Consider the following 22,587-nt stretch of genomic DNA (forward strand, 5'->3'; position numbering starts at 1 on the left):
CGGGACATCACACCGGCAGCGTTCCCGTCGCTGCCACCTTCGCGTACCAGCGGGCGCTGGCCTTGGGGGTGCGGGTACCGGTCGGGTAGTCGACGTGGACCATGCCGAAGCGCTTGCTGTAGCCGTAGCCCCACTCGAAGTTGTCCAGCAGCGACCACAGGAAGTAGCCGCGGACGTCGGCGCCGGCAGACATCGCGCGGTGCACGGCGGCCAGGTGGTCGCGGACGTAGGCGATGCGTTCCGGGTCGTTGACGTTGCCCTCGGGGTCCGCGTAGTCGTGGAACGCGGCGCCGTTCTCGGTGATCACCATGGGCAGGCCGGGGTGGTCGCCGCCGAGGCGGAGCAGGAGTTCCTCGAGGCCCGAAGCGTCGATCGTCCAGCCCATCGCGGTCCTGTCACCGGGCGTGGAGTGGAACGCGACGCGGTCCGCGCCCACCCAGGGGCTGTGCGCGCTGGCGCCGTGGCCGTCGTTGCCGTGCGCCGGGTCGCCCTCCGAAACCAGGGTCGGCGAGTAGTAGTTGACACCGAGGAAGTCCAACGGCTGGTTGATCTCGGCCAGATCGCCGTCCTGGACGAAGGACCAGTCGGTCAGCGGCGCGGTGTCCTTCAGCAGGTCCTCGGGGTACTCGCCGCGCAGCATGGGGCCGGTGAAGACCCGGTTGGCCAGCGCGTCGATGCGCCGGGCCGCGTCGGTGTCCCCGGACGCGTCGGTCAGCGGGCGCACGTGATGCACGTTGAGCGTCACCGACACCTGGGCGGACGGGCGCAGTTGTGAGCGCAGCGCCTGAACGGCCAGGCCGTGGCCCAGGTTGAGGTGGTGGGCGGCGCGCAGGGCGGCGACCGGGTCGGTGCGGCCGGGGGCGTGGACGCCGGACGCGTAGCCGAGAAAGGCGCTGCACCAGGGCTCGTTGAGGGTGGTCCAGGTGTCGACGTGGTCACCCAGGCCCTCGGCGGCGAGCGCCGCGTACTCGGCGAACCGTTCGGCGGTCTCGCGGGCCGGCCAGCCGCCCAGGCCCTCCAACTCCTGCGGCAGGTCCCAGTGGTAGAGCGTGGCGACCGGCTTGATGCCCTTCTCGCGCAGCGCGTCGGCGAGGCGCCGGTAGAAGTCGAGGCCCTTCTGCAGGGCCGGGCCGCGCCCTGTCGGCTGGATGCGCGGCCAGGCGAGCGAGAAGCGGTACGCCTTGACGCCGAGGTCGGCCATGATGTCGACGTCCTCGGCCCAGCGGTGGTAGTGGTCGCAGGCGATGTCGCCGGTGTCGCCGTTGAGGACCCTGCCGGGGGTGCGCGCGTAGGTGTCCCAGATGGACGGGGTGCGGCCGTCCTCCTGGGCGGCGCCCTCGATCTGGTACGAGGCGGTCGCCGTACCCCAGAGGAAGTCGGTGGGGAAGGTGAGCGCGGATGACATGGGACTCCTCCAGGGAGAACAGGCTTAAGGGGTACAGGAGTTGAGCTCGGCGCAGCGGGATTCAGCCCTTGACGGCGCCCTGCATGATGCCGCCGACGATCTGGCGGCCGAAGACCACGAACATCGCGAGCAGCGGCAGCGTGCCGAGCAGCGCGCCCGCCATGATCAGGGACTGGTCGCGGACGTATCCGGCGCTCAGTTGCGTGAGGGCCACGGGCACGGTCGGGTTGGTCATGTCGAGGGCGATGAACGGCCAGAAGAAGTCGTTCCAGGCGTGCACGAACGTGATCATGAAGATCACGGCCATGGGGGCGCGGGCGATCGGGAGCACGATGGACCAGAAGATGCGCAGTGAGTGTGCGCCGTCGACCCGGCCCGCCTCGACGAGCTCGTCGGGGAGCGACTCGGCGAAGTACTGCCGCATGAAGAACACGCCGACCGCGCTGACCAGCGTGGGGAAGATGACCGACGGCAGCTGCTGACCCCAGCCGAGGTCGCTCATCATCATGAACAGCGGGACCACGCCGAGCTGCGGCGGCACCATCATGGTGCCGATGACGACCATGAGCAGGGCGTTGCGGCCCTTGAAGCGGAGCTTGGCGAAGGCGAATCCGGCCAGGGTCGCGAAGAGCACCGTGGACAGCGCGATGGTGCCGGCCACGATCAGCGAGTTCATCATCGCCTTGCCCATGGAGGCCTCTGTCCAGGCCCGGGAGAGGTTGCTGAAGAGGTTCGGTCCCGGCAGGAACGGGGGCGGGGTCCGCGAGATCCGGGCGCTGTCGCTTGAGGCCGCGACCAGCGTCCAGTACAGCGGGAAGAGCGAGACCAGTGCGGTGAATCCGAGCAGGACGTAGGCGACGGGCCCCGCGTGGTGCTGCTTGCCGGCGCCCTGCCTCAGGCGCCTGCGGCGGGCGGGAGCGGCGCGCTCGACGACGTCGCGGCCTCGGGCGCCGGTGCGGACCGGAGCGGTGTCGGTGGTCATGGTGTGACTCCCCCGGTCAGTGCGTGCGGTTGCGCAGGCGCGAGATGACGCGCTGCAGGACGAAGACGAGGACGAGCAGCAGGAACATCGCCCAGGCCACGGTGGCCGCGCGGCCCATCTGGTAGTTCTTCCAGCCCTCTTCGTAGAGCAGCAGGCCGAGCGTCTGGTACTGGTTGTTGGTGCCACCGGTGATGCCGTTGGGGCCCTGGCCGAAGATCAGTGGCTCGCCGAAGAGCTGGGTGGCGCCGATCGTCGACAGCACGATGGTGAAGACGATCGTCGCCTTGATGCCGGGGACGGTGACGGTGCGGAACTGCTGCCAGCGGTTGGCCCCGTCGATGGCGGCGGCCTCGTAGCGCTCCAGCGGCACGGCCTGCATGGCGGCCAGGTAGAGCAGCGCGTTGTAGCCGGTCCAGCGCCAGATCACGATCGCGGAGATGGCCGTCTGGGAGGCCGCGGTGGAGTTCTCCCAGTCGATCGGGTCGATGCCGATGAGACCGAGACCCCAGTTGATCATGCCGAAGTCGCGCTGGAAGAGCATCGTGAAGACGAGCGCGGCGGCGCCGACCGAGGTGGCGTACGGGGTGATGGCGGCGACCCGGAAGAAGGTCGAGCCGCGCATCTTGTAGTTGAGCAGGTGTGCGAGGCCGAGGGCCATGAGCAGCTGCGGGACCGTGGAGATCACGCCGATGGTGATGGTGTTGCGCAGCGCGTTCCAGAACCGCTCGTCGGCGAACAGCGCCGTGTAGTTCTCCAGGCCCTGCCACGTCATGACGTCGAAGGTGGACAGTTCGACCTGGTGGAAAGAGATCCAGGCCGTGTAGATCAGCGGATAGAAGCTGAACGCGGCGAAGATGACGAAGAACGGGGCGATGAAGGCGTAGGGCGCGCCCTTCACATCGAGGCGGTGCAGGAACGGGATCTTCGAACGGGCCTTGGCGGGGCCCTTCGGCCGCACGGGCGAGCCGTGTGCCGGGGGCGGCTGGGCGGACGAGCCGAGCTGGGTGGAGGCGGCCACCGGGGGTCCTTCCTTCGGGCGGGCGGGATACGCGGTACGGCGGCGGGCGCGGCCGGCCGGTTGCTCCGGCCGCACCCGCTCGGTCCGTACGCGTCAGCCGACGCTCTTCTTGATCCGCTCGTCGGTGGTCTTCCAGGCCTGGGCCGGGGCCTTGCCGTTCTCCACCAGCTGGAGGCCCTGCGAGAAGATGTCCTTGATGGTGCCGTCCTTACGGCCGAGCACCTGCTCGGCGGGCACCTCGTTGGCCGCCTCCCCGAAGATCTGGCCGGTGGGCGCTCCGGAGAAGTACTCCGACTTGGCGTCCTTCACCTTCGGGTCCTCGAGTGCGGTCTTGGAGGACGGGAAGTTGCCCAACTTCTCGAAAAGGTAGGCCTGTTGCTCGGGAGCGGTCAGCCACGCCACGAGCTTCTTGGCCTCGTCCTTCACCGGGCTCTTCTCGGTGACCCCGAGGAAGGAGCCGCCCCAGTTGGCGCCCTTGGGGGCCTTGGCGACGTCCCACTTGCCCTTGTTGGCTTCCCCGGCCTTGTCGGTGATGTGCGCGAGCATCCAGGCCGGGCAGACCGTGGTGGCGAACGTGCCGTTGGCGAGCCCCGGGTCCCAACCGGGCTGGAACTGCGGCAGCTTGGCGGTCAGATCCTTCTGGGCCGCCTCGGTCGACAGGTTCCAGGCCTCCTTGATGGCCGGGTTGGTCTTGTAGATCAGCTGGCCGGACTTGTCGTAGTACTGCTGGGAGCTGCCGTAGACCATGGCGTTGAACAGGCCGGAGGCGGAGTCCAGATACGAGACCTTCTTGTTCTTGTTGCCCTTGGCGAACTTCTCGCCGGTCTCGACGTACTTCTTCCAGTCACCCGCCCACAGCTTGCCGACCTTCTCGCGGTCGGTGGGCAGCCCGGCCTGCTCGAACAGGTCCTTGCGGTAACAGACCGCCATCGGGCCGGTGTCCGTGCCCAGGCCGAGGACCTTGTCGTCCTTCGTCGTGATCTGCCCCTGCTTCCACGGCTGGAAGTGGTCGGTGCCCTTGAGGCCGGTGAGGTCCGCGAACTTGCCGGCCTGCGTCTCGGTTATCTCCTTGGCCCGTCCGACCTCGATGCCCTGGACGTCCTTGAGCCCGGAGCCGCTGGCCAGGTGGGTCTGCAGGGCGGTGTAGTACGTCTGCTCGTCACCGGCCGCCTCGACCTTGACGGTGACGTTCGGGTGCTCCTTCTCGTACTTCTCGATCAGGCCGGTCTCCTTGAAGCCCATCACGCCGTACAGGCCCATGGTGATGGTGACCTTGCCGTCCTTGACGCCGCCACCGGTGGCGCCGGCGCCCCCTCCGCCGCAACCCGCGAGCAGGGCGCCCGCCGCCGTGCAGGCCAGTACAGCTGTGACTTTTGTACGCAGTTTCCGCTCGACCTTGAGCATGAACGTCCTCCATGAGACGGCGCCGACGCACCGGTGGCACGAGTCGGCCCGAAGCTCGGCCGCCCGCGGTAGGCATCATCAAGTTCCCAGCTCAGAGCGGGTCTTCCGGAGGTCCGCGAACGGCGTTCGCGGCCTCTGGCCAGCCTGCTGGCGAGTTGGTGGGAACGTACCCACTAAGTTTCAGGAAGACTGGCCGCCCGACAACTCCCGTGTCAAGAAGTCGAATCCAGCTCGTTTCCACCTCGTTATCGACGACCCCTTCCGGAAAGGGGGCGCGGAGCGGGCAGAATCGGGCTGGCAACTGGCAGAATGCGCAGGCCGGGAGGGGGCCGGGCGTGCCGCACCCCCAACAGGGCGGCCCTGAAGGGGAATTGGAGGATCCGGAACGATGAGCGGCGACACGACACGAGAAGTGACGGGCCCTGGGCGGGGCGGCGACCCGGGACGGGGCGGGGGCCGGGGGCAGCGGGCCGGGAGTGGCGGCCGGGAGCCGGGGGACGGCAGTCGGGGACAGCGGGCCGGGAGCGGCGGCCGGGAGCCGGGGAAGGTCGGCCAGGAGCCCGCCGCACGTCAGGAACAGGGCACGCCCCAAGAACCGGGCGCGCGCCGGGAGCCGGGGAGCGGCAGTCGGGGGCAGCGGGCCGGAAGCCGGGCACCGGGGAAAGCCGGCCAAGAGCCCGCCGCACGCCGGGAACAGGACACACCCCAAAAGCCGGCCGCGCGCCGGGAGCCGGGGGACGGCAACCGAGGGCAGCGGACCGGGAGCCGGGCACCGGAGAAGGACATCCAAGAGCCCGCCGCACGCCAGGAACAGGGGAAGGCCGGCCAAGAGCCCGCCGCACGACAGGAACAGGACACACCCCGAGAGCAGGCCGCGCGTCGGGATCGTGAGCAGAGCGGGGCGGGCGGGGCCCGGCCGACCATCAAGACCGTGGCGGCGCGCGCCGGAGTGGGGCGCACCACCGTCTCCCGCGTGGTGAACGGCTCGGAGCTGGTCAGCGAGAAGGCGCGGGAGGCCGTCCTCAACGCCATCGCGGAGCTGGGCTACGTCCCCAATTCGGTGGCCCGTGGCCTGGTCACGAGCCGTACCGACGCCGTCGCCCTGGTCATCCCCGAGTCCGAGAGCCGGCTCGGCTCGGAGCCCTACTTCTCGGCCGTGATCCGCGGGGTGAGCGCCGCGCTCGCCGACACGCGCACCCAGCTCCAGCTGACGCTCGTCCGCGACCAGGCCGAACGCGACCAGCTCACCCGGTCCGTCGCCGAACGCCGGGTCGACGGCGTCCTGTTGGTCTCGGTGCACGAACACGACGTCCTGCCGGGCCTGTTGGAATCGGCCGGCCTGCCGACCGTCCTCGCGGGCCGCCGCCGCGAGGACGACCCGCTCAGTTACGTCTGCGCCGACAACCGGGGCGGGGCCGCCACCGCCGTGCGCCACCTCCTGGACCGCGGCCGGCGCCGGATCGCCACCATCGCGGGCCCCCAGGACATGGAGGTCGGGCGCAGCCGGTTGCGCGGCTGCCGGGAAGCACTCGCCCAGGCAGGCGTCCCGGATGAGGAACACCTGGTCGAGGTCGGCGACTTCACCGAGGAAGGGGCCCGCGCGGCGATGCGTTCGCTACTTGAACGTGCCCCGGACCTGGACGCCGTGTTCGCCGCCTCCGACCTGATGGCCGCGGGCGTCCTCCTCGAACTGCGCGCCCAGGGTCGCCGCGTGCCGGAGGACGTCTCGGTCGTCGGATTCGAGGACTCCTACCTCGCCCGCCACACCAACCCTCCGCTCACGACGGTCCGCCAGCCCACCGAGGAGATCGGCGGCACGATCGCGCGCACCCTCCTGCGCGAGATCGAGAACCCGGCCGCTCCGCGCACGCGGCTGGTGCTGGACACGGAGTTGGTGGTGCGGGAGTCGTCGTAGTGCGGGCCCGCCCGTGCATCATCCGACCCCGGCTGAAGCGATCTTGAAGCTGGTCGCCGTGCGGAGGGGCGAGATGGAACTCGACGAGCCTGACGTGGCGATCCCGCACGCATCCAGGCCGATGCCAGGATGACGAATCGCGAACTCGCGGTGAGCGTCGGTGTCGCGCCGTCGACCTCCTTGGAGCGCCTGCGGGCGCCGAGAAGGCGTGGAGTCATCACCGGATTCACGGCCGGCCGCGGCACGGTCCCGGTGACGCGGTAGACCGCGCCGTTCCCTGAGGCCCCCCAGAGGTGGCGCCGCCGATCAGTCGGCTTCGGTCAGGGCCGCGTGCGCCGCGGCCAGGATCCGCTCGGAGAGCGGGGAGCCCTTGGTGGCGCGGGACAGGACGAGCGCGCCGAACAGTGTGCTCAGGCGGGCGAGGCCGTCCTGGTCGTCGTCGGCGAGGAAGTCGGCGAAGTCGGCCACCCCGTCGGCGTAGACGCGGCGGGCCTCCTGGTCGTCGGGGGTGCGGGCGATGTCGGTGGCGAGCGCGGCGACCGGGCAGCCGTCCGCCATGTTGTCGCGGTGTTCGACGGAGAGGTAGGTGTCGATCAGCGTGCGCTGGGCTTCGTCGCGCCGGCCGTCGTACTGCTCGAGCCCGGCGGCGTACCGCTGGGCGAGCTCGTCGATCGCGTGCGCGGTGGCCTCGTCGACGAGCGCTTCCTTGGAAGCGAACTGCTTGTAGAAGGCGCCGTGGGTCAGACCGGCCGCCTCCATCAGGTCGGCGACGCTGACCTGCGTGCCCTGCTCCCTGAACAGCCGCGAGGCGGTGTCCACGACGCGCCTGCGGTTCTCCTCCGCCTGCGCCTGCGATACGCGGCCCATGACCACCTCCTGCGTGCTCCTACGTGAACCCGTTTCCGGGAACCAAGTTTGGATGTCGACTGGCATCTATCGTAGTCGAGTGTTTAGATTGTCATCGTAATCTAAATCTGATGGATGTGGGTGACCGGACGGCGCCCGCCACTACCGGGAGCAGGATCAGCCATGGAACTCAAGAACACCGTCGCGGTCGTCACCGGCGCCAACCGGGGTCTCGGCCGGCACCTCGCCGCCCAGCTCGTGGAGCGCGGCGCGAAGGTCTACGCGGCGGCCCGCCGCCCCGAGACGGTCGATCTGCCGGGTGTCACCCCGCTGCGCCTGGACGTCACGGACGAGGAGTCGATCCGGGAGGCCGCCCGCACCGCCTCCGACGCGACGCTGCTGATCAACAACGCGGGCATCTCCACCGGGGCCACGCTGGTCGACGGTGACCTGGACGAGGTGCGCCGGGAGATGGACACCAACTTCTTCGGCCCGCTCGCCGCGACCCGCGCCTTCGCCCCCGTGATCGAGGGCAACGGCGGCGGCGCCGTGCTCAACGTGCTGTCCGTCCTGTCCTGGTACCACCCGGCGGGCCTCGGTTCCTACGCCGCGTCCAAGGCCGCCGCCTGGGCGCTGAGCGGCGCGAGCCGCGAGGAACTGGCGCCGCGCGGCATCACCGTCTCCGCGCTGCACGTCGGATACATGGACACCGACATGGCCGCCGCGGTCCCGGCCGACCAGAAGGTCTCCGCCTCCGACGTCGCGGCGCAGGCCCTGAACGGCATCGAGGCGGGCCTGCCCGAGATCGTCGCCGACGAGCTGACCCGGCAGGTCAAGCAGGCGCTGGCCGGCACGCCGCAGCCGGACGCCGCCTGAGCCCCGCGGCCGTACCCACCCCTTTTGCCGTACCCACCCCTTTGGGCGACCCTCCCACGCAAGGACATCTCATGCGCTACACGACCTTCGGCCACCGGACCGGACTTCGCGTGTCCGAGTACGCGCTCGGCACCGCGAACTTCGGCACCGGCTGGGGTGCCGGGGCCGAGCCCGACGAGGCCCGCCGCATCTTCGACCGGTTCGCCGAGGCCGGCGGCACCTTCCTCGACAGCGCGGACGGCTACCAGTTCGGCGAGTCGGAGGAGCTGACCGGAAAGCTGATCTCGGCCGACCGCGACCACTTCGTCCTGGCCACCAAGTTCGCCTTCGGCGCCGCCCCGCAGCCGGACATCTCCAAGACGGGCAACAGCCGCAAGACCATGGTCGCCTCGGTGGAGGCCAGCCTGAAGCGCCTGGGCACCGATTACATCGACCTGCTGTGGGTGCACTTCCCCGACCAGCTCACTCCGATGGAAGAGCTCCTGCGCGGGCTCGACGATCTGGTGAGCGCCGGCAAGATCCATCACGCCGCGCTGTCCAATTTCCCGGCCTGGCGCGTCTCGCGCGCGGTGACCCTCGCCGACCTCAGGAACCAGGCCCCGATCATCGGCATCCAGCACGAGTACAGCCTCGTCGAGCGCACCGCCGACCGTGAGCTGCTGCCGATGGCCGAGAGCCTCGGCCTCGGCGCCGCCCTGTGGTCCCCGCTCGGCGGCGGACTGCTCACCGGCAAGTACCGCACCTCCGCCGACGGTCGTCTGAGCGACCTGGGCATGGTCATCCACACCGAGGACACCGTCCAGAAGACCGCCGTCATCGACACCGTCCTGGCCGTCGCCGAGGAGACCGGTGCGACACCCGCGCAGGTGGCGGTGGCCTGGGTGCGCGAGCGCGCCGCCCGCTCGGTGGCCACGCTCGTCCCGATCATCGGCCCGCGCAGCCTCGCCCAGCTCGACGGCTACCTCGGCGCCCTCGACGTCCGGCTGACCGACGAGCAGTACGCCCGCCTCACCGAAGTAAGCGCGGTGCCGCTCGGCGTGCCCCACGAGGGGATCGCCGGCTCCCTGGACCGCCTCCAGGGCGGCGCCGCCGACCACGTCATCCAGCCCGCCGCACCGGTGGCCTGAACCACCCGTATCCCCGAAACGGAGACGACGATGAAGGCCTTCACGGTCGACAAGTACGGCGACGCGTCCCAGGTGCGCGCCGCCGAGGTCCCCGACCCCGTCGTCGGCGCCGACGACGTCCTGGTCAGGATCCACGCGGCGAGCGTCAACCCGCTGGACATGCGGATCCGGGCCGGCGACTTCAAGGCGTTCATGCCCTACCGCCTCCCGCTCGTCCTGGGCAACGACCTCGCGGGGACGGTCGTCCAAGTCGGCCCCGACGTAACGGAGTTCGCGGTCGGCGACGAGGTCTACGCCCGCCCCGACAAGGACCGCATCGGCACCTTCGCCGAGCAGATCGCCGTCCGCCAGGACGACCTGGCACCCAAGCCCGCCACCCTCACCATGGCCGAGGCCGCCTCCCTCCCCCTGGTCGCCCTCACCGCCTGGCAGGCGCTGGTCGAGCGGGCCCACGTACAGCCCGGCCAGAAGGTCCTCATCCACGCGGGCGCGGGTGGCCTCGGCTCCATCGCCGTCCAGCTCGCGAAGGCGCTCGGCGCGCACGTCGCCACCACCGTGAGCACCGCCAAGGTCGGCCTCGCCAAGGAGCTCGGCGCCGACGAGGTCATCGATTACCGCACGCAGGACTTCGAGACTCTCCTCGACGGCTACGACGTCGTCCTGGACAGCCTCGGCGGCGACAACCTCGCCAAGTCCCTGCGCGTCCTCAAGCGCGGCGGCACCGCCATCTCCGTCGCGGGCCCGCCCGACCCGTCCTTCGCCCGCGAACTCGGCGCGAACCCGGTCCTGCGCCTGGCCATGACCGCGCTCAGTTTCAAGACCCGCCGCCGGGCCAAACGCCTCGGGGTGACGTACTCGTTCCTGTTCATGAGGGCCAGCGGCATCCAGCTCCGCGCGATCACCCCCTTCGTCGACGCGGGGCGGATCCGCCCCGTCGTCGACCGCGTCTTCCCGTTCGACGAGACCCTCCAGGCCATGGAGTACGTCGAGAAGGGGCGCGCGAAGGCCGGCAAGGTCGTCGTCTCCATGACCTGAGAACACCGGACCCACCCCGGCCGGGTGGCAGGAGAGCCACCCACGCCACCGACCACACCTCTCACACACCGACCCCCTCCCCCACCCAGGACTCCGCCATGAGCGCACCGTCCCCTTCCCCCACGCCCGCTCCGTCGTCGCCGTCGTCCAAGAACACACCAACGCGCTTCGTGCCCGTACACGGCGTCAACTTCGCCTACCGGCAGCATGGTTCGGACGACGGCGTGCCGCTGATCCTCGTCAACCACCTGGCCGCCGTCCTGGACAACTGGGACCCCCGGGTCGTCGACGGACTCGCCGACCGCCGCCGGGTCATCACCTACGACAACCGTGGCGTCGGCGCCTCCGGTGGCACCACGCCCGACACCGTCGAGGCGATGGCCCGCGACACCGTCCAGTTCATCCGGGCCCTCGGTTACGACCGCGTCGACCTGCTCGGCCTGTCGATGGGCGGCTTCGTGGCCCAGGTCATCGCGGCCCAGGAGCCGGACCTCGTACGCAAGTTGATCCTCGCGGGCACGGGACCCGCCGGAGGCACGGGCATCGACAAGGTCACCGGCATCACCGTCAAGGACATGCTCAGAGGTGTCCTGACCTTCAAGGACCCCAAGCACTACCTCTTCTTCACCCGGACCGCCGGTGGCCGGCGGGCGGCCCACGCCTTCCTGAACCGGCTCAAGGAACGCACCGACGACCGCGACAAGGCCATCTCCGTGTCGTCGTTCCGCGCCCAGCTCAAGGCCATCCGCCGCTGGGGCACCCAGCCTCCCGCCGACCTGTCGCGCATCCACCAGCCGGCGCTGGTGGCCAACGGGGAGAGCGACCGGATGGTCCCGAGCGTCAACTCCGTTGATCTGGCGGCGCGTTTGCCCCAGGGCGAGCTCGTCCCCCTCTACCCGGACGCGGGACACGGCGGCATCTTCCAGTACCACGAGGCCTTCGTCGCCCGGGCGCTGGAATTCCTGGCTGCGCCCCCGGTGCCCGTCAGCTGACGGGCACCGGGGGTCGGTTCAGCGAGACGTGGGGCCGTTCGGCCGCGGTGTCACGCGCACAGGGGTGAACCGCTTTCCGCGCGGCGGGCCGTCTGGGTGAGCTCGGCGCGGCCGAACAGCAGGGCGTAGCCGGCGGGGAGTTGGGCGAGGATGCGGCCGAGAAGGCCCTCGCCGGCGAGCCGGGCCACGATGCGCAGGACGGTACCGGCGTCCCAGCGGGTGGTGGCGGCGGTGCCGCCGGTGCGTGATGCCAGATCGTTGACGAAGCCCCAGCCGGTCAGCGGTTCGGCGGCGGGGATCTCGGATGTGAGGATGACGGCGGCCTCGTACGGCAGCCTGGCCGCGAGCTCCACGCGCTCATCGCCCGTGACCTGGCGCCCGAGGGCGGCCAGCACCGCGCGCACGGCCTCCTCGGCCCGCGCGCGGGTGGGGTACGCGCCCTCGTACCGCACCCTTTCCAGCATCTGCTCGAACGTCGTGCCCACGGCGTGCCGGCTCGGCTCTTGCAGGGAGAACATTGGTGGCGCGGGTTCCTTCCTTGTCCAGTTTTCTGTCATCGCCGCGTTCCTCGACCTGATGCGGGAACGCGAGCGGAGGACGGGGACGGCCGCAGCGGGCCGCCCCCTGCCTCCGGTGTCTCCGGCGCGGCCGGGAGGGGACTCAGCCGCTGATCTCCTTGTGCGCGGAGCCGCCGCCGATGGCGATCTTGCGGGGCTTGGCGCGCTCGGCGATCGGGATACGCAGGGTCAGCACACCCGCGTCGTAGTCCGCCTTGATGTGCTCGGTGTCGAGGGTGTCGGCCAGCACGACCTGGCGGGAGAAGACGCCCAGAGGCCGCTCGGAGAGCTCCATCTGCACGTCCTCCGCCTTGGCGACGGGCCGCCGCTCGGCCTTGACGGTCAGCATGTTCCGCTCGACGTCGATGTCGATCGCGTCCGTGGGAACGCCCGGCAGGTCGAGGGTGATCACGTACTCATCGCCCTCACGGTAGGCGTCCATCGGCATCACGGACGGCCGCGACCACGTGCCGTTCGTGTCCAGGACCTGCCGGGTGAGTCGGTCGAGCTCACGGAAGGGGTCGGTGCGCATCAACATCGTGAAACACCTCCAGTGTTCGGGTCAGGCACGTTCCTGCCAATGCGGGTGACCTGACCACGTTGTAACATGTCATCGAAGTGATGACAAGCAGAACGTCATCGAGGCGATGACGGTGTTGGAGGCTCCATGACCCATGACGATCAGCCCGCTCCCGGCCCCCGCGGTGTCACGCCCACTTCCTTCCTCGCCGGCTCGGCGCTGAACGCGATCCACGAGGCCCTGCGCACCGCCCGGACCTCACGGGACGGAGGGCACCCCGAACCCGGACAGGCCGGCTCGGAGCAGGCACTCGCCGCGCTTCTGCTGCTGCGCGAGGTGCGCGATCAGCTCGCCGAGTGGGAACCGGGCCTGATCGAAGAGGCCCGGGACGCCGGCGCCAGCTGGGCCGACCTCGCCCACCCCCTCGGCGTCTCCAGCCGCCAGGCCGCCGAACGCCGCTACCTCCGCGTGCGCCCAGGAAACCCCGGCTCCACGGGTGAGCAGCGGGTACAGGCCACCCGCGACCGCCGCGCCGCCGACCGCACCGTCACCGCTTGGGCCCGCGCGAACGCCGCGGACCTGCGCCAACTCGCCGGCCAGATCACCGGACTCGCCGACCTCTCCGCCGCCGCCCGCACTCCGCTCGCCGAGCTCGGCGCCGCCCTCGCCGACAACGACGCGGCCGCCCTGGTCGGCCCCCTGACGGACACGCACACGTATCTGACATCCGGCCACCCCGAACTCGCGGCCCGCGTGGACGACATCGCCCGCCACACCGACCACCTCCGCCGGCACAGCGGCGACCAGCGCCGAGGGCCCCGGAGGCCGCCGGCGCCTTGAGCGTGTCGCCGACGGATGCGCGCGCACCGTACTGCCGTTACAGGTACCAACAGGGCCTCCTTCATCCCGGCCTGCCGATCTAGCCTGGAGGACGTGAATTCGGCGAGGTGACGTCCGGAGGTTCCCGACGTACCTCGCGCACAACGTCACCCCCACAAGGAGCCCTCACGATGCACACCCGCACACTCGGCCAGGGTCTCGAGGTCTCGGCGATCGGTCTGGGCTGCATGGGCATGTCCCAGAGCTACGGGCCCAACCCCGGCGACCGCGCGGACATGATCGGCGTGCTCCGCGGCGCCGTCGACCGCGGCATCACCTTCTTCGACACCGCCGAGGTCTACGGCCCCTACGTCAACGAGGAGTTGGTCGGCGAGGCCCTCGCCCCGGTGCGCGACCAGATCGTCCTCGCCACCAAGTTCGGCTGGAACATCGACAACGGCACGATGAACGGGCTCAACAGCCGCCCCGAGCAGATCAAGCGCGTCGCCGACGCCTCGCTGCGCCGCCTGCGCACCGACACGATCGACCTCTTCTACCAGCACCGCGTCGACCCCGACGTACCGATCGAGGACGTCGCGGGCACGGTCGCCGAACTCGTACAAGCAGGCAAGGTACGCCACTTCGGCCTCTCCGAGGCAGCAGCCGCAACCATCCGCAGGGCGCACGCCGTCCACCCCGTGACCGCCGTCCAGAGCGAATACTCCCTGTGGACCCGCGACCCCGAACCCGAGGTCCTGCCCACCCTCGCCGAACTCGGCATCGGCTTCGTCCCGTTCAGCCCACTCGGCAAGGGCTTCCTCACCGGCACCGTCGACACCACGACCACGTTCACCGAAGGCGACATCCGCTCCAGGGTCCCGCGCTTCGACCAGGACAACCTCACCGCCAACCAGGCCCTGATCGACCACATCGCCACCCTCGCCAAGACCAAGCACGCCTCCCCCGGCCAGATCGCCCTGGCCTGGCTCCTGGTCAAGCAGCCCTGGATCGCCCCCATCCCCGGCACCCGCCGCATCACACGCCTCGAGGAGAACGCCGCCGCGACCCAAGTCCCGCTCTCCGCCGACGAGATCGCCGACCTCGACACCCTGGCGGACCGGGTGGGCGTACACGGCGACCGCTACAACGCGACGCACATGGGCTTCGTCAACAAGTGAGGCGGTGGCGGTAGCCCTCGCGGATGACGACGCGCGCCACCGCCGCCCAGGGCAGGGCGACGCTGCCCGAAGGGGCTCACCCCGCAGCCGGGAGGTAGGGCCCCGGGCCCTTGAAGGTGCGGTGGACAGGGGCCGTCGTCGTGTGGCGGAGGCCGGGCAGGGTGGCCACCGGGCCGGTCAGGTAGCGGTAGAAGTGCTGTGCGCTCGTGGCGTCCACGCTGGCGTACAGGTTGGCCGTGCCCGTCACCGCGGCGGCGAAGGGCACTTCGGGGTGGGTGGCCAATGCCTCGCCCGCTTCGGCGAGGCGGGCCGGGTCGATCTCCAGCCACAATGCCGCCCGGAAGTTCCGCTGGAGGACGTCCAGGCGGTACTCGACGTCGAAGTAGAGGACTCCGGCCGCCCGGAGCTCGGCGATCCGGCGGCGCACCGTCGACTGCGACAGGCCCGTCGCGGCGGCCAACTCCCCCGGCGCCGCTCTGCCGTCCCGGGCCAGCAGGTCGAGCAGCTGGCGGTCGCCGTCGTCCAGTGTCATCACAGGGGCCGCGTCCGTGGCGCGCTTCGGCACGGACGGCGGGGTGAGGGCTGCGACCTGCGCGGGTGTCAACGGTCCGATCTTGTTGATCGAGCTGAGGTCCTTGCCGAAGAAGACGTGCAGCAGGCAGTGCGCCGATACGTCCATCACCTGGGGTGTGCGCGGCAGTTTCTGCAGAAGCAGCGGCTCCCGCAGGCCCGGCCCCCGGGTGCGCACCGAGCAGACGAGTTCGGTGCCGCCGTTGCTGAGGCTGACCCACGTCGTGTCCGGGCGCCGCGCCAGTGCCTCCCCGATGGAGGCCGCCGCGTCAGGTGTGCACCGGATGCGTACGACCCACGAGGAGTCGCCGAGCCGCATCGGGTCGGTCAGCCCCAGGACCCTGAGCTTTCCGGCGGACCGCAGCCGTGACCAGCGGCGCGCCGCGGTCTGGTCGGACACCCCCAGGGCCTCGCCGATCTCCTTGAACGAAGCCCGCCCGTTGATCTGAAGGGCGTGCGCGAGCGCCATCTCCTCGACCGACAGTTCACGGTCGGCATCGTCGGAGGTGTCGAGATACGTCTTCATGGATTCCATTGTGTCGGATCTGAGCATCGTGGCGTCTCCGACTCATTGAATTGACCGAAGGGGTTCCAGGATCGGTCGGAGAGAGGGGCGAAGTCGGGGACCTGCACGCGGTCACCGGCCGGTTCTCCCCCTCCGACAGCACGCACGATCCGAATGGAGAAACGACATGCGCAAGTGGTGGCCCTTGGTGGCCGTCTGCCTCGGCGCCTTCATCCTGCTGGTGGACGTGACCATCGTGAACGTCGCCCTGCCGAGCATGGCCGACGATCTCGACGCCTCCTTCACCTCGCTGCAATGGGTGATCGACGGATACGCCCTGGCCCTCGCCGCCCTGCTCCTGGCATCCGGTTCCCTGGCGGACCGGTTCGGGCACCGGCGGTTCTACGTCTACGGCCTGGGTCTCTTCGGCCTGGCCTCGCTGGTCTGCGGACTCGCCCCCGACGCCGGCGTATTGATCGCGGCGCGCGTGGTGCAGGGCATCGGAGGCGCCGCCATGTTCGCGACGACCCCCGCCCTGCTGATCTCCTCGTACCAGGGCAGGGACCGCGGCACGGCCTTCGGCATCTGGGGCGCCGCCAACGGCGCGGCCGCCGCCGCGGGACCGCTGCTCGGCGGACTGCTCACCGAGCACTTCAGCTGGCAGGCGATCTTCTGGGTCAATCTGCCCATCGCGGCCGTCGCCATCGCCATGACGCTGCGGGTGGTGCGCGCCGACCGGTCGGGCAAGGCGTCCGGCACCGGCGCCCCTGCCCGTATCGATGTCCCCGGCGCGGCGTCCTTCACCGTCGCCGCCACCACGCTCACGTACGGGCTGATCCGTGGTCCTGAGGCGGGCTGGGACTCGGCCGAGATCCTGGCGACCTTCACCGTCAGCGTCCTGGCCCTGGCCGCGTTCGTACTGATCGAGCACCGCACGGCACGGCGCGGAGGCGCCCCGATGCTCGACCTGGCGCTGCTGCGGCGCCCGTCGTTCGCGGGCCTGATGAGCGGGGCGCTGCTGTTGCAGGGCGGCGCCTTCGGCTGCCTGGTGCTGCTCTCCGTATGGCTGCAGTCCGTGCTGGGCCTCGGCCCGGTCGCGGCGGGCCTCGCCCTGACCCCGCTGGCCGGGGCGTCGTTCCTCGTCGCCGCCGGCGCGGGCCGCCACATCCAGCGGCTCGCCCCACGTCTGCCGATCGGCCTCGGGCTCCTGTCCATCGCCGCCGGCATGCTGCTGCTGCGCGCGGGGATGACGGCCGACGCGGAGGCCCCCTCGCTCGTCTGGGGCCTCGTGGTCACCGGGATCGGCGTGGGTCTTGCCACCCCGGTACTGGTCTCGGCCGCCACGTCCGCCGTGCCGCCGCGGCAGGCGGGCATGGCCGGAGGGGCCGTCAACACCTTCCGGCAATTGGGCATGACGCTGGCCATCGCCGTCCTCGGCGCGGTCTTCACCAGCCGTGCGGCCGACGCACTCACCGCGTCCGGCGCCGTCCCCGACCCCGACCGGGCCGCCTCCGCCCTCGCCGCGGGACAGGCGCAGCACCTGGTGCAGGCCGTGCCCGCCGCCCACAGTGCGGAGGCACAACAGCTCGTGCATCAGGCCTTCGCCACCGGACTCGACACGGTCTTCCTGCTCGCCGCCTGCGCGGCAGCCCTCGGCGGACTGATCGTCCTGGCTCTCGTACGACCCCCGAAGCGGACGGCTGAACCAGCACCCCGGGACGGCACCCCGGCCGCCGCCCCGGCCCCGGCCCCGTCCCGATGACCTTGACGGGCGGTTGCCTACTGCCCGTCAAGGACGCCGGGGGTGTCATGCAGGGCCACGCTCTGCTGCAGCGGGATGCGGCCCACGTCGATGCCATGCATCGGTGAGGTGCGGTCGCCGATGCCGAAGGAGACGCCGAACAGCAGCTTGAGGTCCTCGGTGACACCAAGGGACTGACGGACCGTGTCGGCGTAGACGCCGAGGACGGCCTGGGGGATGCCGTGGTAGCCCCGTGCTGTCAGCGAAAGCAGGAAGTTCTGTGCGTACATGCCTATGTCACCGGCGGTGCGCACCCCGTCGCCGAGCTGCGGCATGAAGAGCAGGGCGACATGGGGTGCTCCGTAGAACCTCAGGTTCTCGCGGATGACCTCCTTCCTGCCTTCGAGGTCGGAGCGCGCCACCCCGCGAGCCCCGTAGACGGTGGCCGCGTGCTGGTGCGAGCGCTCCTGGTAGACGCCTTCGCCGTAGCCGGAGGTGAAGTCGAGGGAGGTCCGGTCCTCTTCGTACGCCGCGAGGAGCTCCTTGCTCAGGGCGTCGCGCGCCGCACCGGAGACGATGTGGACGTGCCACGGCTGGGTGTTGCTGTTCGAGGGGGCCGACTGGGCGTCTTCCAGGATGGCGCGGATGTCCGCGGCGGGCAGCGGGGTGGGCAGGAACTGCCGGGAGGAGTGCCTGGCGCGTACGAGGTCACTGAAGTACGCGGCGGGCAGCGAGGTGGCGGTGGTCAACGTGGTTCCCTTCGCGGGGAGTTGGGTTCGGACGTCAGCGGTGGGCGGCGCGGTTCATCTCGACGACGTCGTCCACGGTGGGGTCGGCCGGCAGGGCGGCGAAGCGTTCCATCACGCTGTCGCGCACCTGGATGTCCTTGGCGCGGTCGGCCGCGGCCAGCGCCGCCGGCAGCTGGTCGAGGGTCAACTCGGTGCAGTAGGCGGGGCCCATCGGCTGCTGGCGCCAGGAGTCGGCCAGCGGTCCCGCGTCGAAGGGGTCGAAGCCGGTGTCGTCCACGAGGCGCATGGCCACCCGCCGGTCCTCGTCGGAGTCCGCGGCGACCGGGAGGGCGATGCGGCCCGGGGTTCCGGCCGGGACGCCCTTGGTCCGCTGGGTCTCGGCGAGGGCGGCGTTCCACGCCTTGGCCACGGGCCGCCCCAGCTGCTTGGCGATCCACACGCTCTCGATCTCGCCGCCCTCCACCTCCGCGATCCGTCCGCTGAGGTGCGGGTAGTAGTTGGAGGCGTCGATGACCACCGTCTCCGCGGGCACCGTCGTGAACAGCTCGGCCAGTTCCGGGGCCTTGCCGAAGGGGATGGCCAGGATGATGGCGTCCCTGTCCTGGACGGCGCTGTCGAGCGCCACCGCGCGGGCCCCGGTCTCCAGCACGTGGTCGGCGACGGCTTCGGGGCCTCGGGCGACCGCGACCTGGACGTCATGGCCGGCCGTGCTGAGCTTGCGGGCGAGATTTCCACCGATGGCACCGGCGCCGATAACAGCGATTTTCACGATTTGTCCTTTCAAAAATTCGAAGACCGAGGGCTCGAGGGATCGAAGTTGGGAAGGCGGGAAGGTTTGGAAGGTGCGACGAAGGTTGGGGCGCTTCTGACCGGGGGCACGCCGAGATGACCGCAGGGCCGTAGCCGTCGGTTGTCATGAAGGTGCCGTCGGGCCGCCGAGCAGAAGGAGGCCTGAAGGATTCCGGAAGAGTGTGTCGGAGGCTTACGCCTGGTCGTCCCGCTCGCGGTAGCCGCTGGCGATGAGCGCACGCAGCCGGTCCAGCGACGCTTCGTCGGTGGTGCCGGTGCCCTGGATCCAGGCGACCGAGACGGCCGCGAGGAACAGGTCGTATCCCTGCACCGACTCCCGCACCCGCCCGGCGAGTTGGGCGTTGCGAAGGTACTCGTCGGTGGCCGAGATGAGGGTGTCGCAGGGAAGCGTGAGCGGATTGTCGGGCTCGTGCGCGCGGGCCGCGGCCATGAGCGGCTCCGGCAGCCCGCTGAAGGCGCTGAAGTACTCCTCCAGCGCCCGCAGCCACTGCTCCAGCGCCTCGACGGGGTCACCGAGCTTCGCGATGTCCGCCCGGCGGTTCACCAGCTCTTCGGAGCGCGTTTGCAGCACGGCGGCCAGCAGCGCTTCCCGGGTGGGGAAGTGCCGGTACAAGGTGGCGGGCCCCACGCCCGCCTCCTTGGCCACGGCCTCCAGGGACGTGCCGACGCCGTGCCGCAAGAAGTGCCGCTGCGCCGCTTCCAGGAGGGCAGCGCGGTTGCGCTGGACATCGGCGCGTGGTTTGCGCGCCTGTTGTCCACTGGTGCTCATACGCTCTCCCGATCCCTGCCGACGGTCTCACTGGTTCCACTACACCAAAAAACGGATACTGCCTCCGCTCTCATTCGAGAGTAAAACGGAGGCAGCATCCGGTCAAGCCGAGGCGGGAGGGGCCGGCGGATCCTCGACGTAGACCGCATTTCCAATACGGTACGGCCCGTATTGGTTATACGATGCGCACCAGGTCGTCCCGCAAGCGGCGGCGGCCCCGTAGACAGCCACGCCCAAGCAAGCGATCGGAGCCGACACCGTGCCCGACACCTACTACGACCTCGGCGAGTACCGCCGGCAGGTGACAACCTCATCGACGGATGCCCAACTGTGGTTCGACCGCGGCCTGTTGTGGGCGTACTGCTTCAACTTCGACGAGTCGGCGCGCTGCTTCGAACGGGCCGCGGGCCACGACCCCGACTGCGCGATGGCGCACTGGGGTGTCGCTTTCGCGCAGGGCCCCAACTACAACAAGGCGTGGCGCCTGTTCGACGCCGCCGACCTGGAGGCGTCCGTCACCCGGGCGCACGCCGCACTTGAGCGCGCCCGCGCCACCGGCGACGGGTGCACGCCGGTCGAGCGGGCCCTCGTCGAGGCACTGACGGCCCGGTTCCCCGCAGACGGACTCCCCCAGGACGCGGAGGGCTTCGCCGAGCTCGACCTTGCGTACGCCGAGGCCATGCGCGAGGTCTACCGGGCACACGACGAAGACCTGGACGCGGCGGCCCTGTTCGCCGACGCGCTGATGTGCGTGAGCCCGCGCGCCCTGTGGGACCTGGACAGCGGCGAACCGGTCGGATACGGCACCGTCGAGGCCCGCGAGGTGATCGAGCGCGCCTTCACCCTGCCGGGCGGCGGCCGCCACCCGGTGCTCAACCACCTCTACATCCACCTCATGGAGATGTCACCGTCCCCCGAGCTCGCCCTGCCTGCCGCCGACCGGCTGCGCAACCTGGCACCCGACGGATCGCACCTGGCACACATGTCCACGCACATCGATGCCGCGTGCGGGGACTGGCGCCGCGTGGTGGACTCCAACACCGCGGCGGCCGCGGCGGACGACAAGTACTTCGCACGGGAGAGCCCCACGGGCTGGATCTGGGCCTACCGTGCGCACAACCTCTGCGTCCTGGCCTACGGCGCCATGATGTCCGGGAGGTCTCGCGAAGCCCTGGCGGCCGCCCGCCGCCTGGACGAACTCATCACGCCCGAACTGCTCCAGGTCACCAGCCCGCCGATGGCCGACCTGGTCGAGGCGTACCGCACCACGCTCCCCCACGCACTGATCCGCTTCGGCCGCTGGGAAGAGATCCTCGACCTCGAACTGCCCCGGGACCAGGGCCTGTTCTGCTCCACGACCGCGATGATCCACTACGCGCGCGGCATCGCCCACTCCGCGCTCGGCAACATCGCCGAGGCCGATGCCTCCCGCGAGGCCTTCGCCGCCGCCCGCGCCACCGTTCCCGAGTCCCGGCTCAACGCCGTACCGGCCAGAGAGGTCGAGGTGCTCGGGGTCGCCGCGGCGATGCTCGACGGTGAACTCAAGTACCGCAAGGGCGAGTTCGAGCGCGCCTTCGCCTCCCTGCACCGTGCCATCGAGCTGGAGGACGCGCTCCCCTACACCGACCCGCCGGCCTGGCTCCAGCCCGTGCGCCACGCCTACGGCGCACTGCTGATGGAGCAGGACCGCACCGAAGAGGCAGCCGCGGTGTACCGGGCCGACCTCCACCTGGACCGCACCCTCGCGCGCCGCCGCACGCGCCCCAACAACGTATGGAGCCTGCACGGTCTGCACGAATGCCTCGCCCGGCTGGGCCGGCACTCCGAGGCCGAACACATCGCGCTCGCCCGCGACATCGCCGTCGCCACCGCCGACATCCCCGTCGCCGCCTCCTGCTTCTGCCGCCTGAGCGCCTTCGGCGAGGACGCATCCGGCTGCTGCGAGCAAGGGCGAGGGGAGGGAACGCCCGTCCCCCGCCACGCACCGGGCTGCGACGCCGCCGCCGAGCCGACGTGCGCATGCCGCACCGCGCAATGACCCGAATCCGGATGCGCCGCACCCACGGTGGGGCGCATCCGGTTCCCATACGCAACGGTGCGGGCCCCAAGTAGGCTGATCACCGTGCACGGAAGACCACGCAATCCCGCGCTCGACGCGGCGATCCACAAGGCGGCCCTCGACATCGTCACCGAACTGGGCTACAAGCGGCTGACGATGGAAGGCGTGGCGGCACGCAGCGGGGCCTCCAAGCAGGCCCTCTACCGGCGATACGCCTCAAAGGGAGAGCTGCTGCTGGCCGCGCTGGACTCGTTCACCCAGCAGGCCCTTCCCGAGCCCGACACCGGGAGCCTGCGCGAGGACCTGCTGCTCCTGGTGCGCGCGGCGTTCACCTTCCACCGGTCCAACAACAGCGCGTTCAGCCAGGCCGTCGCCGCGGAGGCGGCACAGGGACCGGACTTCGCACGCAAGGCGCTCGACTCGGTCATCAACCCGCGCCGGGAGACCTTCCGCGGCGTCCTCGCCCGGGCACGCGAACGCGGCGAGATCACCTGCCGCGACGACGACACGCTCATCGACCTCCTCTACGGGCCGATGTGGTACGCCCTGCTCTTCGACTTCGACCGGCTCACCGACGCCTACGCCGTGTCCCTCACGGACGCGGTGGTCGCGGCGGCCCGCACCATCGACGACCGGGACTGATAAGCCCCGGCCGCCCCGCCCGGGGGCGGCCGACAGCGTCGTACCGCGCGTCCCGCCATGCGAGCGCG

22 protein-coding genes are annotated in these 22,587 nt (G+C 70.7%); 11 read left to right on the top strand and 11 right to left on the bottom strand.

Annotation, left to right across the window (positions count from 1 at the left end; genetic code table 11):
* Nucleotides 1–7: 7 nt before the first annotated feature.
* From ACOKM3_RS05070 to ACOKM3_RS05085, 4 genes are all read right to left on the bottom strand, one after another.
* The gene (locus ACOKM3_RS05070; protein ID WP_426897316.1) at nucleotides 8–1,405 is read right to left on the bottom strand and encodes a GH1 family beta-glucosidase; all 1,398 of its coding nucleotides are present in this window, start codon (nucleotides 1,403–1,405) and stop codon (nucleotides 8–10) included.
* 61 nt (nucleotides 1,406–1,466) lie between these two features.
* Nucleotides 1,467–2,387, bottom strand: coding sequence for a carbohydrate ABC transporter permease (locus ACOKM3_RS05075; protein WP_426897317.1), 921 nt, complete (start codon nucleotides 2,385–2,387; stop codon nucleotides 1,467–1,469).
* A gap of 16 nt (nucleotides 2,388–2,403) precedes the next feature.
* Nucleotides 2,404–3,405, bottom strand: a complete 1,002-nt coding sequence (locus ACOKM3_RS05080; RefSeq protein ID WP_426897319.1) for a carbohydrate ABC transporter permease — start codon at nucleotides 3,403–3,405, stop codon at nucleotides 2,404–2,406.
* A gap of 93 nt (nucleotides 3,406–3,498) precedes the next feature.
* Nucleotides 3,499–4,809 (bottom strand): ABC transporter substrate-binding protein, encoded by a 1,311-nt coding sequence (locus ACOKM3_RS05085; protein ID WP_426897321.1) that lies wholly within the window; start codon nucleotides 4,807–4,809, stop codon nucleotides 3,499–3,501.
* Nucleotides 4,810–5,731: 922 nt separating this feature from the next.
* Between ACOKM3_RS05085 and ACOKM3_RS05090 the strand changes: the two genes are divergently transcribed.
* Both ACOKM3_RS05090 and ACOKM3_RS05095 read left to right on the top strand, forming a co-directional pair.
* Nucleotides 5,732–6,724: a LacI family DNA-binding transcriptional regulator gene (locus ACOKM3_RS05090; RefSeq protein WP_426906706.1), complete on the top strand. Its 993-nt coding sequence runs from the start codon at nucleotides 5,732–5,734 to the stop codon at nucleotides 6,722–6,724.
* Nucleotides 6,725–6,835: 111 nt separating this feature from the next.
* The gene (locus ACOKM3_RS05095; RefSeq protein WP_426906707.1) at nucleotides 6,836–6,988 is read left to right on the top strand and encodes an AsnC family transcriptional regulator; all 153 of its coding nucleotides are present in this window, start codon (nucleotides 6,836–6,838) and stop codon (nucleotides 6,986–6,988) included.
* Between the two features lie 42 nt (nucleotides 6,989–7,030).
* Here ACOKM3_RS05095 and ACOKM3_RS05100 read toward each other — a convergent pair whose 3' ends face one another.
* Nucleotides 7,031–7,591, bottom strand: a complete 561-nt coding sequence (locus ACOKM3_RS05100) for a TetR/AcrR family transcriptional regulator (RefSeq protein ID WP_426897323.1) — start codon at nucleotides 7,589–7,591, stop codon at nucleotides 7,031–7,033.
* Between the two features lie 162 nt (nucleotides 7,592–7,753).
* Here ACOKM3_RS05100 and ACOKM3_RS05105 point away from each other — a divergent pair, with 162 nt between their 5' ends.
* The 4 genes from ACOKM3_RS05105 (at nucleotide 7,754) to ACOKM3_RS05120 (ending at nucleotide 11,600) form a co-directional block, all read left to right on the top strand.
* A complete protein-coding gene (locus ACOKM3_RS05105) occupies nucleotides 7,754–8,446 on the top strand; it encodes an SDR family oxidoreductase (RefSeq protein ID WP_426897325.1) in 693 nt (230 codons plus the stop codon).
* 71 nt (nucleotides 8,447–8,517) lie between these two features.
* Nucleotides 8,518–9,573, top strand: coding sequence for an aldo/keto reductase (locus tag ACOKM3_RS05110; protein ID WP_426897327.1), 1,056 nt, complete (start codon nucleotides 8,518–8,520; stop codon nucleotides 9,571–9,573).
* A gap of 30 nt (nucleotides 9,574–9,603) precedes the next feature.
* Nucleotides 9,604–10,608: an NADP-dependent oxidoreductase gene (locus tag ACOKM3_RS05115; RefSeq protein WP_426897329.1), complete on the top strand. Its 1,005-nt coding sequence runs from the start codon at nucleotides 9,604–9,606 to the stop codon at nucleotides 10,606–10,608.
* A gap of 98 nt (nucleotides 10,609–10,706) precedes the next feature.
* Complete coding sequence (locus ACOKM3_RS05120; RefSeq protein ID WP_426897331.1) at nucleotides 10,707–11,600, top strand: alpha/beta fold hydrolase; 894 nt, start codon at nucleotides 10,707–10,709, stop codon at nucleotides 11,598–11,600.
* 50 nt (nucleotides 11,601–11,650) lie between these two features.
* Here the strand turns inward: ACOKM3_RS05120 and ACOKM3_RS05125 are convergent, their stop codons facing one another.
* Together ACOKM3_RS05125 and ACOKM3_RS05130 are read right to left on the bottom strand one after the other, a co-directional pair.
* Nucleotides 11,651–12,118: a DUF2267 domain-containing protein gene (locus ACOKM3_RS05125; RefSeq protein WP_426897333.1), complete on the bottom strand. Its 468-nt coding sequence runs from the start codon at nucleotides 12,116–12,118 to the stop codon at nucleotides 11,651–11,653.
* 142 nt (nucleotides 12,119–12,260) lie between these two features.
* Nucleotides 12,261–12,695 (bottom strand): Hsp20/alpha crystallin family protein, encoded by a 435-nt coding sequence (locus ACOKM3_RS05130; RefSeq protein WP_426897335.1) that lies wholly within the window; start codon nucleotides 12,693–12,695, stop codon nucleotides 12,261–12,263.
* A gap of 129 nt (nucleotides 12,696–12,824) precedes the next feature.
* Here ACOKM3_RS05130 and ACOKM3_RS05135 point away from each other — a divergent pair, with 129 nt between their 5' ends.
* Both ACOKM3_RS05135 and ACOKM3_RS05140 read left to right on the top strand, forming a co-directional pair.
* Nucleotides 12,825–13,517 carry a type III effector protein gene (locus ACOKM3_RS05135; RefSeq protein ID WP_426897337.1) on the top strand — a complete coding sequence of 231 codons (693 nt, stop codon included), beginning with the start codon at nucleotides 12,825–12,827 and terminating at the stop codon, nucleotides 13,515–13,517.
* 170 nt (nucleotides 13,518–13,687) lie between these two features.
* Nucleotides 13,688–14,674 (top strand): aldo/keto reductase, encoded by a 987-nt coding sequence (locus tag ACOKM3_RS05140; RefSeq protein WP_426897339.1) that lies wholly within the window; start codon nucleotides 13,688–13,690, stop codon nucleotides 14,672–14,674.
* 76 nt (nucleotides 14,675–14,750) lie between these two features.
* Here ACOKM3_RS05140 and ACOKM3_RS05145 read toward each other — a convergent pair whose 3' ends face one another.
* Entirely contained in the window at nucleotides 14,751–15,770 is a 1,020-nt protein-coding gene (locus ACOKM3_RS05145) for an Lrp/AsnC family transcriptional regulator (RefSeq protein ID WP_426897341.1), read from the bottom strand.
* 166 nt (nucleotides 15,771–15,936) lie between these two features.
* Here ACOKM3_RS05145 and ACOKM3_RS05150 point away from each other — a divergent pair, with 166 nt between their 5' ends.
* On the top strand, nucleotides 15,937–17,511 hold the full coding sequence (locus ACOKM3_RS05150; protein WP_426897343.1) for an MFS transporter: 1,575 nt from the start codon (nucleotides 15,937–15,939) through the stop codon (nucleotides 17,509–17,511).
* A 17-nt stretch (nucleotides 17,512–17,528) separates the two neighbouring features.
* Here the strand turns inward: ACOKM3_RS05150 and ACOKM3_RS05155 are convergent, their stop codons facing one another.
* From ACOKM3_RS05155 to ACOKM3_RS05165, 3 genes are all read right to left on the bottom strand, one after another.
* Nucleotides 17,529–18,239 (bottom strand): nitroreductase, encoded by a 711-nt coding sequence (locus tag ACOKM3_RS05155; RefSeq protein WP_426897345.1) that lies wholly within the window; start codon nucleotides 18,237–18,239, stop codon nucleotides 17,529–17,531.
* Nucleotides 18,240–18,273: 34 nt separating this feature from the next.
* Complete coding sequence (locus tag ACOKM3_RS05160) at nucleotides 18,274–19,008, bottom strand: NADPH-dependent F420 reductase (protein ID WP_426897347.1); 735 nt, start codon at nucleotides 19,006–19,008, stop codon at nucleotides 18,274–18,276.
* Nucleotides 19,009–19,221: 213 nt separating this feature from the next.
* Nucleotides 19,222–19,818 carry a TetR/AcrR family transcriptional regulator gene (locus ACOKM3_RS05165; RefSeq protein ID WP_426897349.1) on the bottom strand — a complete coding sequence of 199 codons (597 nt, stop codon included), beginning with the start codon at nucleotides 19,816–19,818 and terminating at the stop codon, nucleotides 19,222–19,224.
* A 259-nt stretch (nucleotides 19,819–20,077) separates the two neighbouring features.
* On the opposite strand from ACOKM3_RS05165, the gene ACOKM3_RS05170 reads away from it, so the two are divergent.
* The gene (locus tag ACOKM3_RS05170; RefSeq protein WP_426897350.1) at nucleotides 20,078–21,856 is read left to right on the top strand and encodes a hypothetical protein; all 1,779 of its coding nucleotides are present in this window, start codon (nucleotides 20,078–20,080) and stop codon (nucleotides 21,854–21,856) included.
* Nucleotides 21,857–21,940: 84 nt separating this feature from the next.
* Nucleotides 21,941–22,519: a TetR/AcrR family transcriptional regulator gene (locus ACOKM3_RS05175; RefSeq protein ID WP_426897352.1), complete on the top strand. Its 579-nt coding sequence runs from the start codon at nucleotides 21,941–21,943 to the stop codon at nucleotides 22,517–22,519.
* Nucleotides 22,520–22,587: the final 68 nt, after the last annotated feature.

Origin of the sequence: Streptomyces nidicola, from assembly GCF_050106155.1 — a bacterium.
In the GTDB taxonomy this organism is placed as follows: Bacteria; Actinomycetota; Actinomycetes; order Streptomycetales; family Streptomycetaceae; genus Streptomyces.

Coding starts and splice junctions, on each gene's coding strand:
- ACOKM3_RS05150 (WP_426897343.1), top strand. CDS start 15,937: ATGCGCAAGTGGTGGCCCTTGGTGGCCGTCTGCCTCGGCGCCTTCATC.
- ACOKM3_RS05075 (WP_426897317.1), bottom strand. CDS start 2,387: ATGACCACCGACACCGCTCCGGTCCGCACCGGCGCCCGAGGCCGCGAC.
- ACOKM3_RS05130 (WP_426897335.1), bottom strand. CDS start 12,695: ATGTTGATGCGCACCGACCCCTTCCGTGAGCTCGACCGACTCACCCGG.
- ACOKM3_RS05085 (WP_426897321.1), bottom strand. CDS start 4,809: ATGCTCAAGGTCGAGCGGAAACTGCGTACAAAAGTCACAGCTGTACTG.
- ACOKM3_RS05105 (WP_426897325.1), top strand. CDS start 7,754: ATGGAACTCAAGAACACCGTCGCGGTCGTCACCGGCGCCAACCGGGGT.
- ACOKM3_RS05110 (WP_426897327.1), top strand. CDS start 8,518: ATGCGCTACACGACCTTCGGCCACCGGACCGGACTTCGCGTGTCCGAG.
- ACOKM3_RS05145 (WP_426897341.1), bottom strand. CDS start 15,770: ATGAAGACGTATCTCGACACCTCCGACGATGCCGACCGTGAACTGTCG.
- ACOKM3_RS05165 (WP_426897349.1), bottom strand. CDS start 19,818: ATGAGCACCAGTGGACAACAGGCGCGCAAACCACGCGCCGATGTCCAG.
- ACOKM3_RS05100 (WP_426897323.1), bottom strand. CDS start 7,591: ATGGGCCGCGTATCGCAGGCGCAGGCGGAGGAGAACCGCAGGCGCGTC.
- ACOKM3_RS05140 (WP_426897339.1), top strand. CDS start 13,688: ATGCACACCCGCACACTCGGCCAGGGTCTCGAGGTCTCGGCGATCGGT.
- ACOKM3_RS05070 (WP_426897316.1), bottom strand. CDS start 1,405: ATGTCATCCGCGCTCACCTTCCCCACCGACTTCCTCTGGGGTACGGCG.
- ACOKM3_RS05125 (WP_426897333.1), bottom strand. CDS start 12,118: ATGTTCTCCCTGCAAGAGCCGAGCCGGCACGCCGTGGGCACGACGTTC.
- ACOKM3_RS05115 (WP_426897329.1), top strand. CDS start 9,604: ATGAAGGCCTTCACGGTCGACAAGTACGGCGACGCGTCCCAGGTGCGC.
- ACOKM3_RS05135 (WP_426897337.1), top strand. CDS start 12,825: ATGACCCATGACGATCAGCCCGCTCCCGGCCCCCGCGGTGTCACGCCC.
- ACOKM3_RS05120 (WP_426897331.1), top strand. CDS start 10,707: ATGAGCGCACCGTCCCCTTCCCCCACGCCCGCTCCGTCGTCGCCGTCG.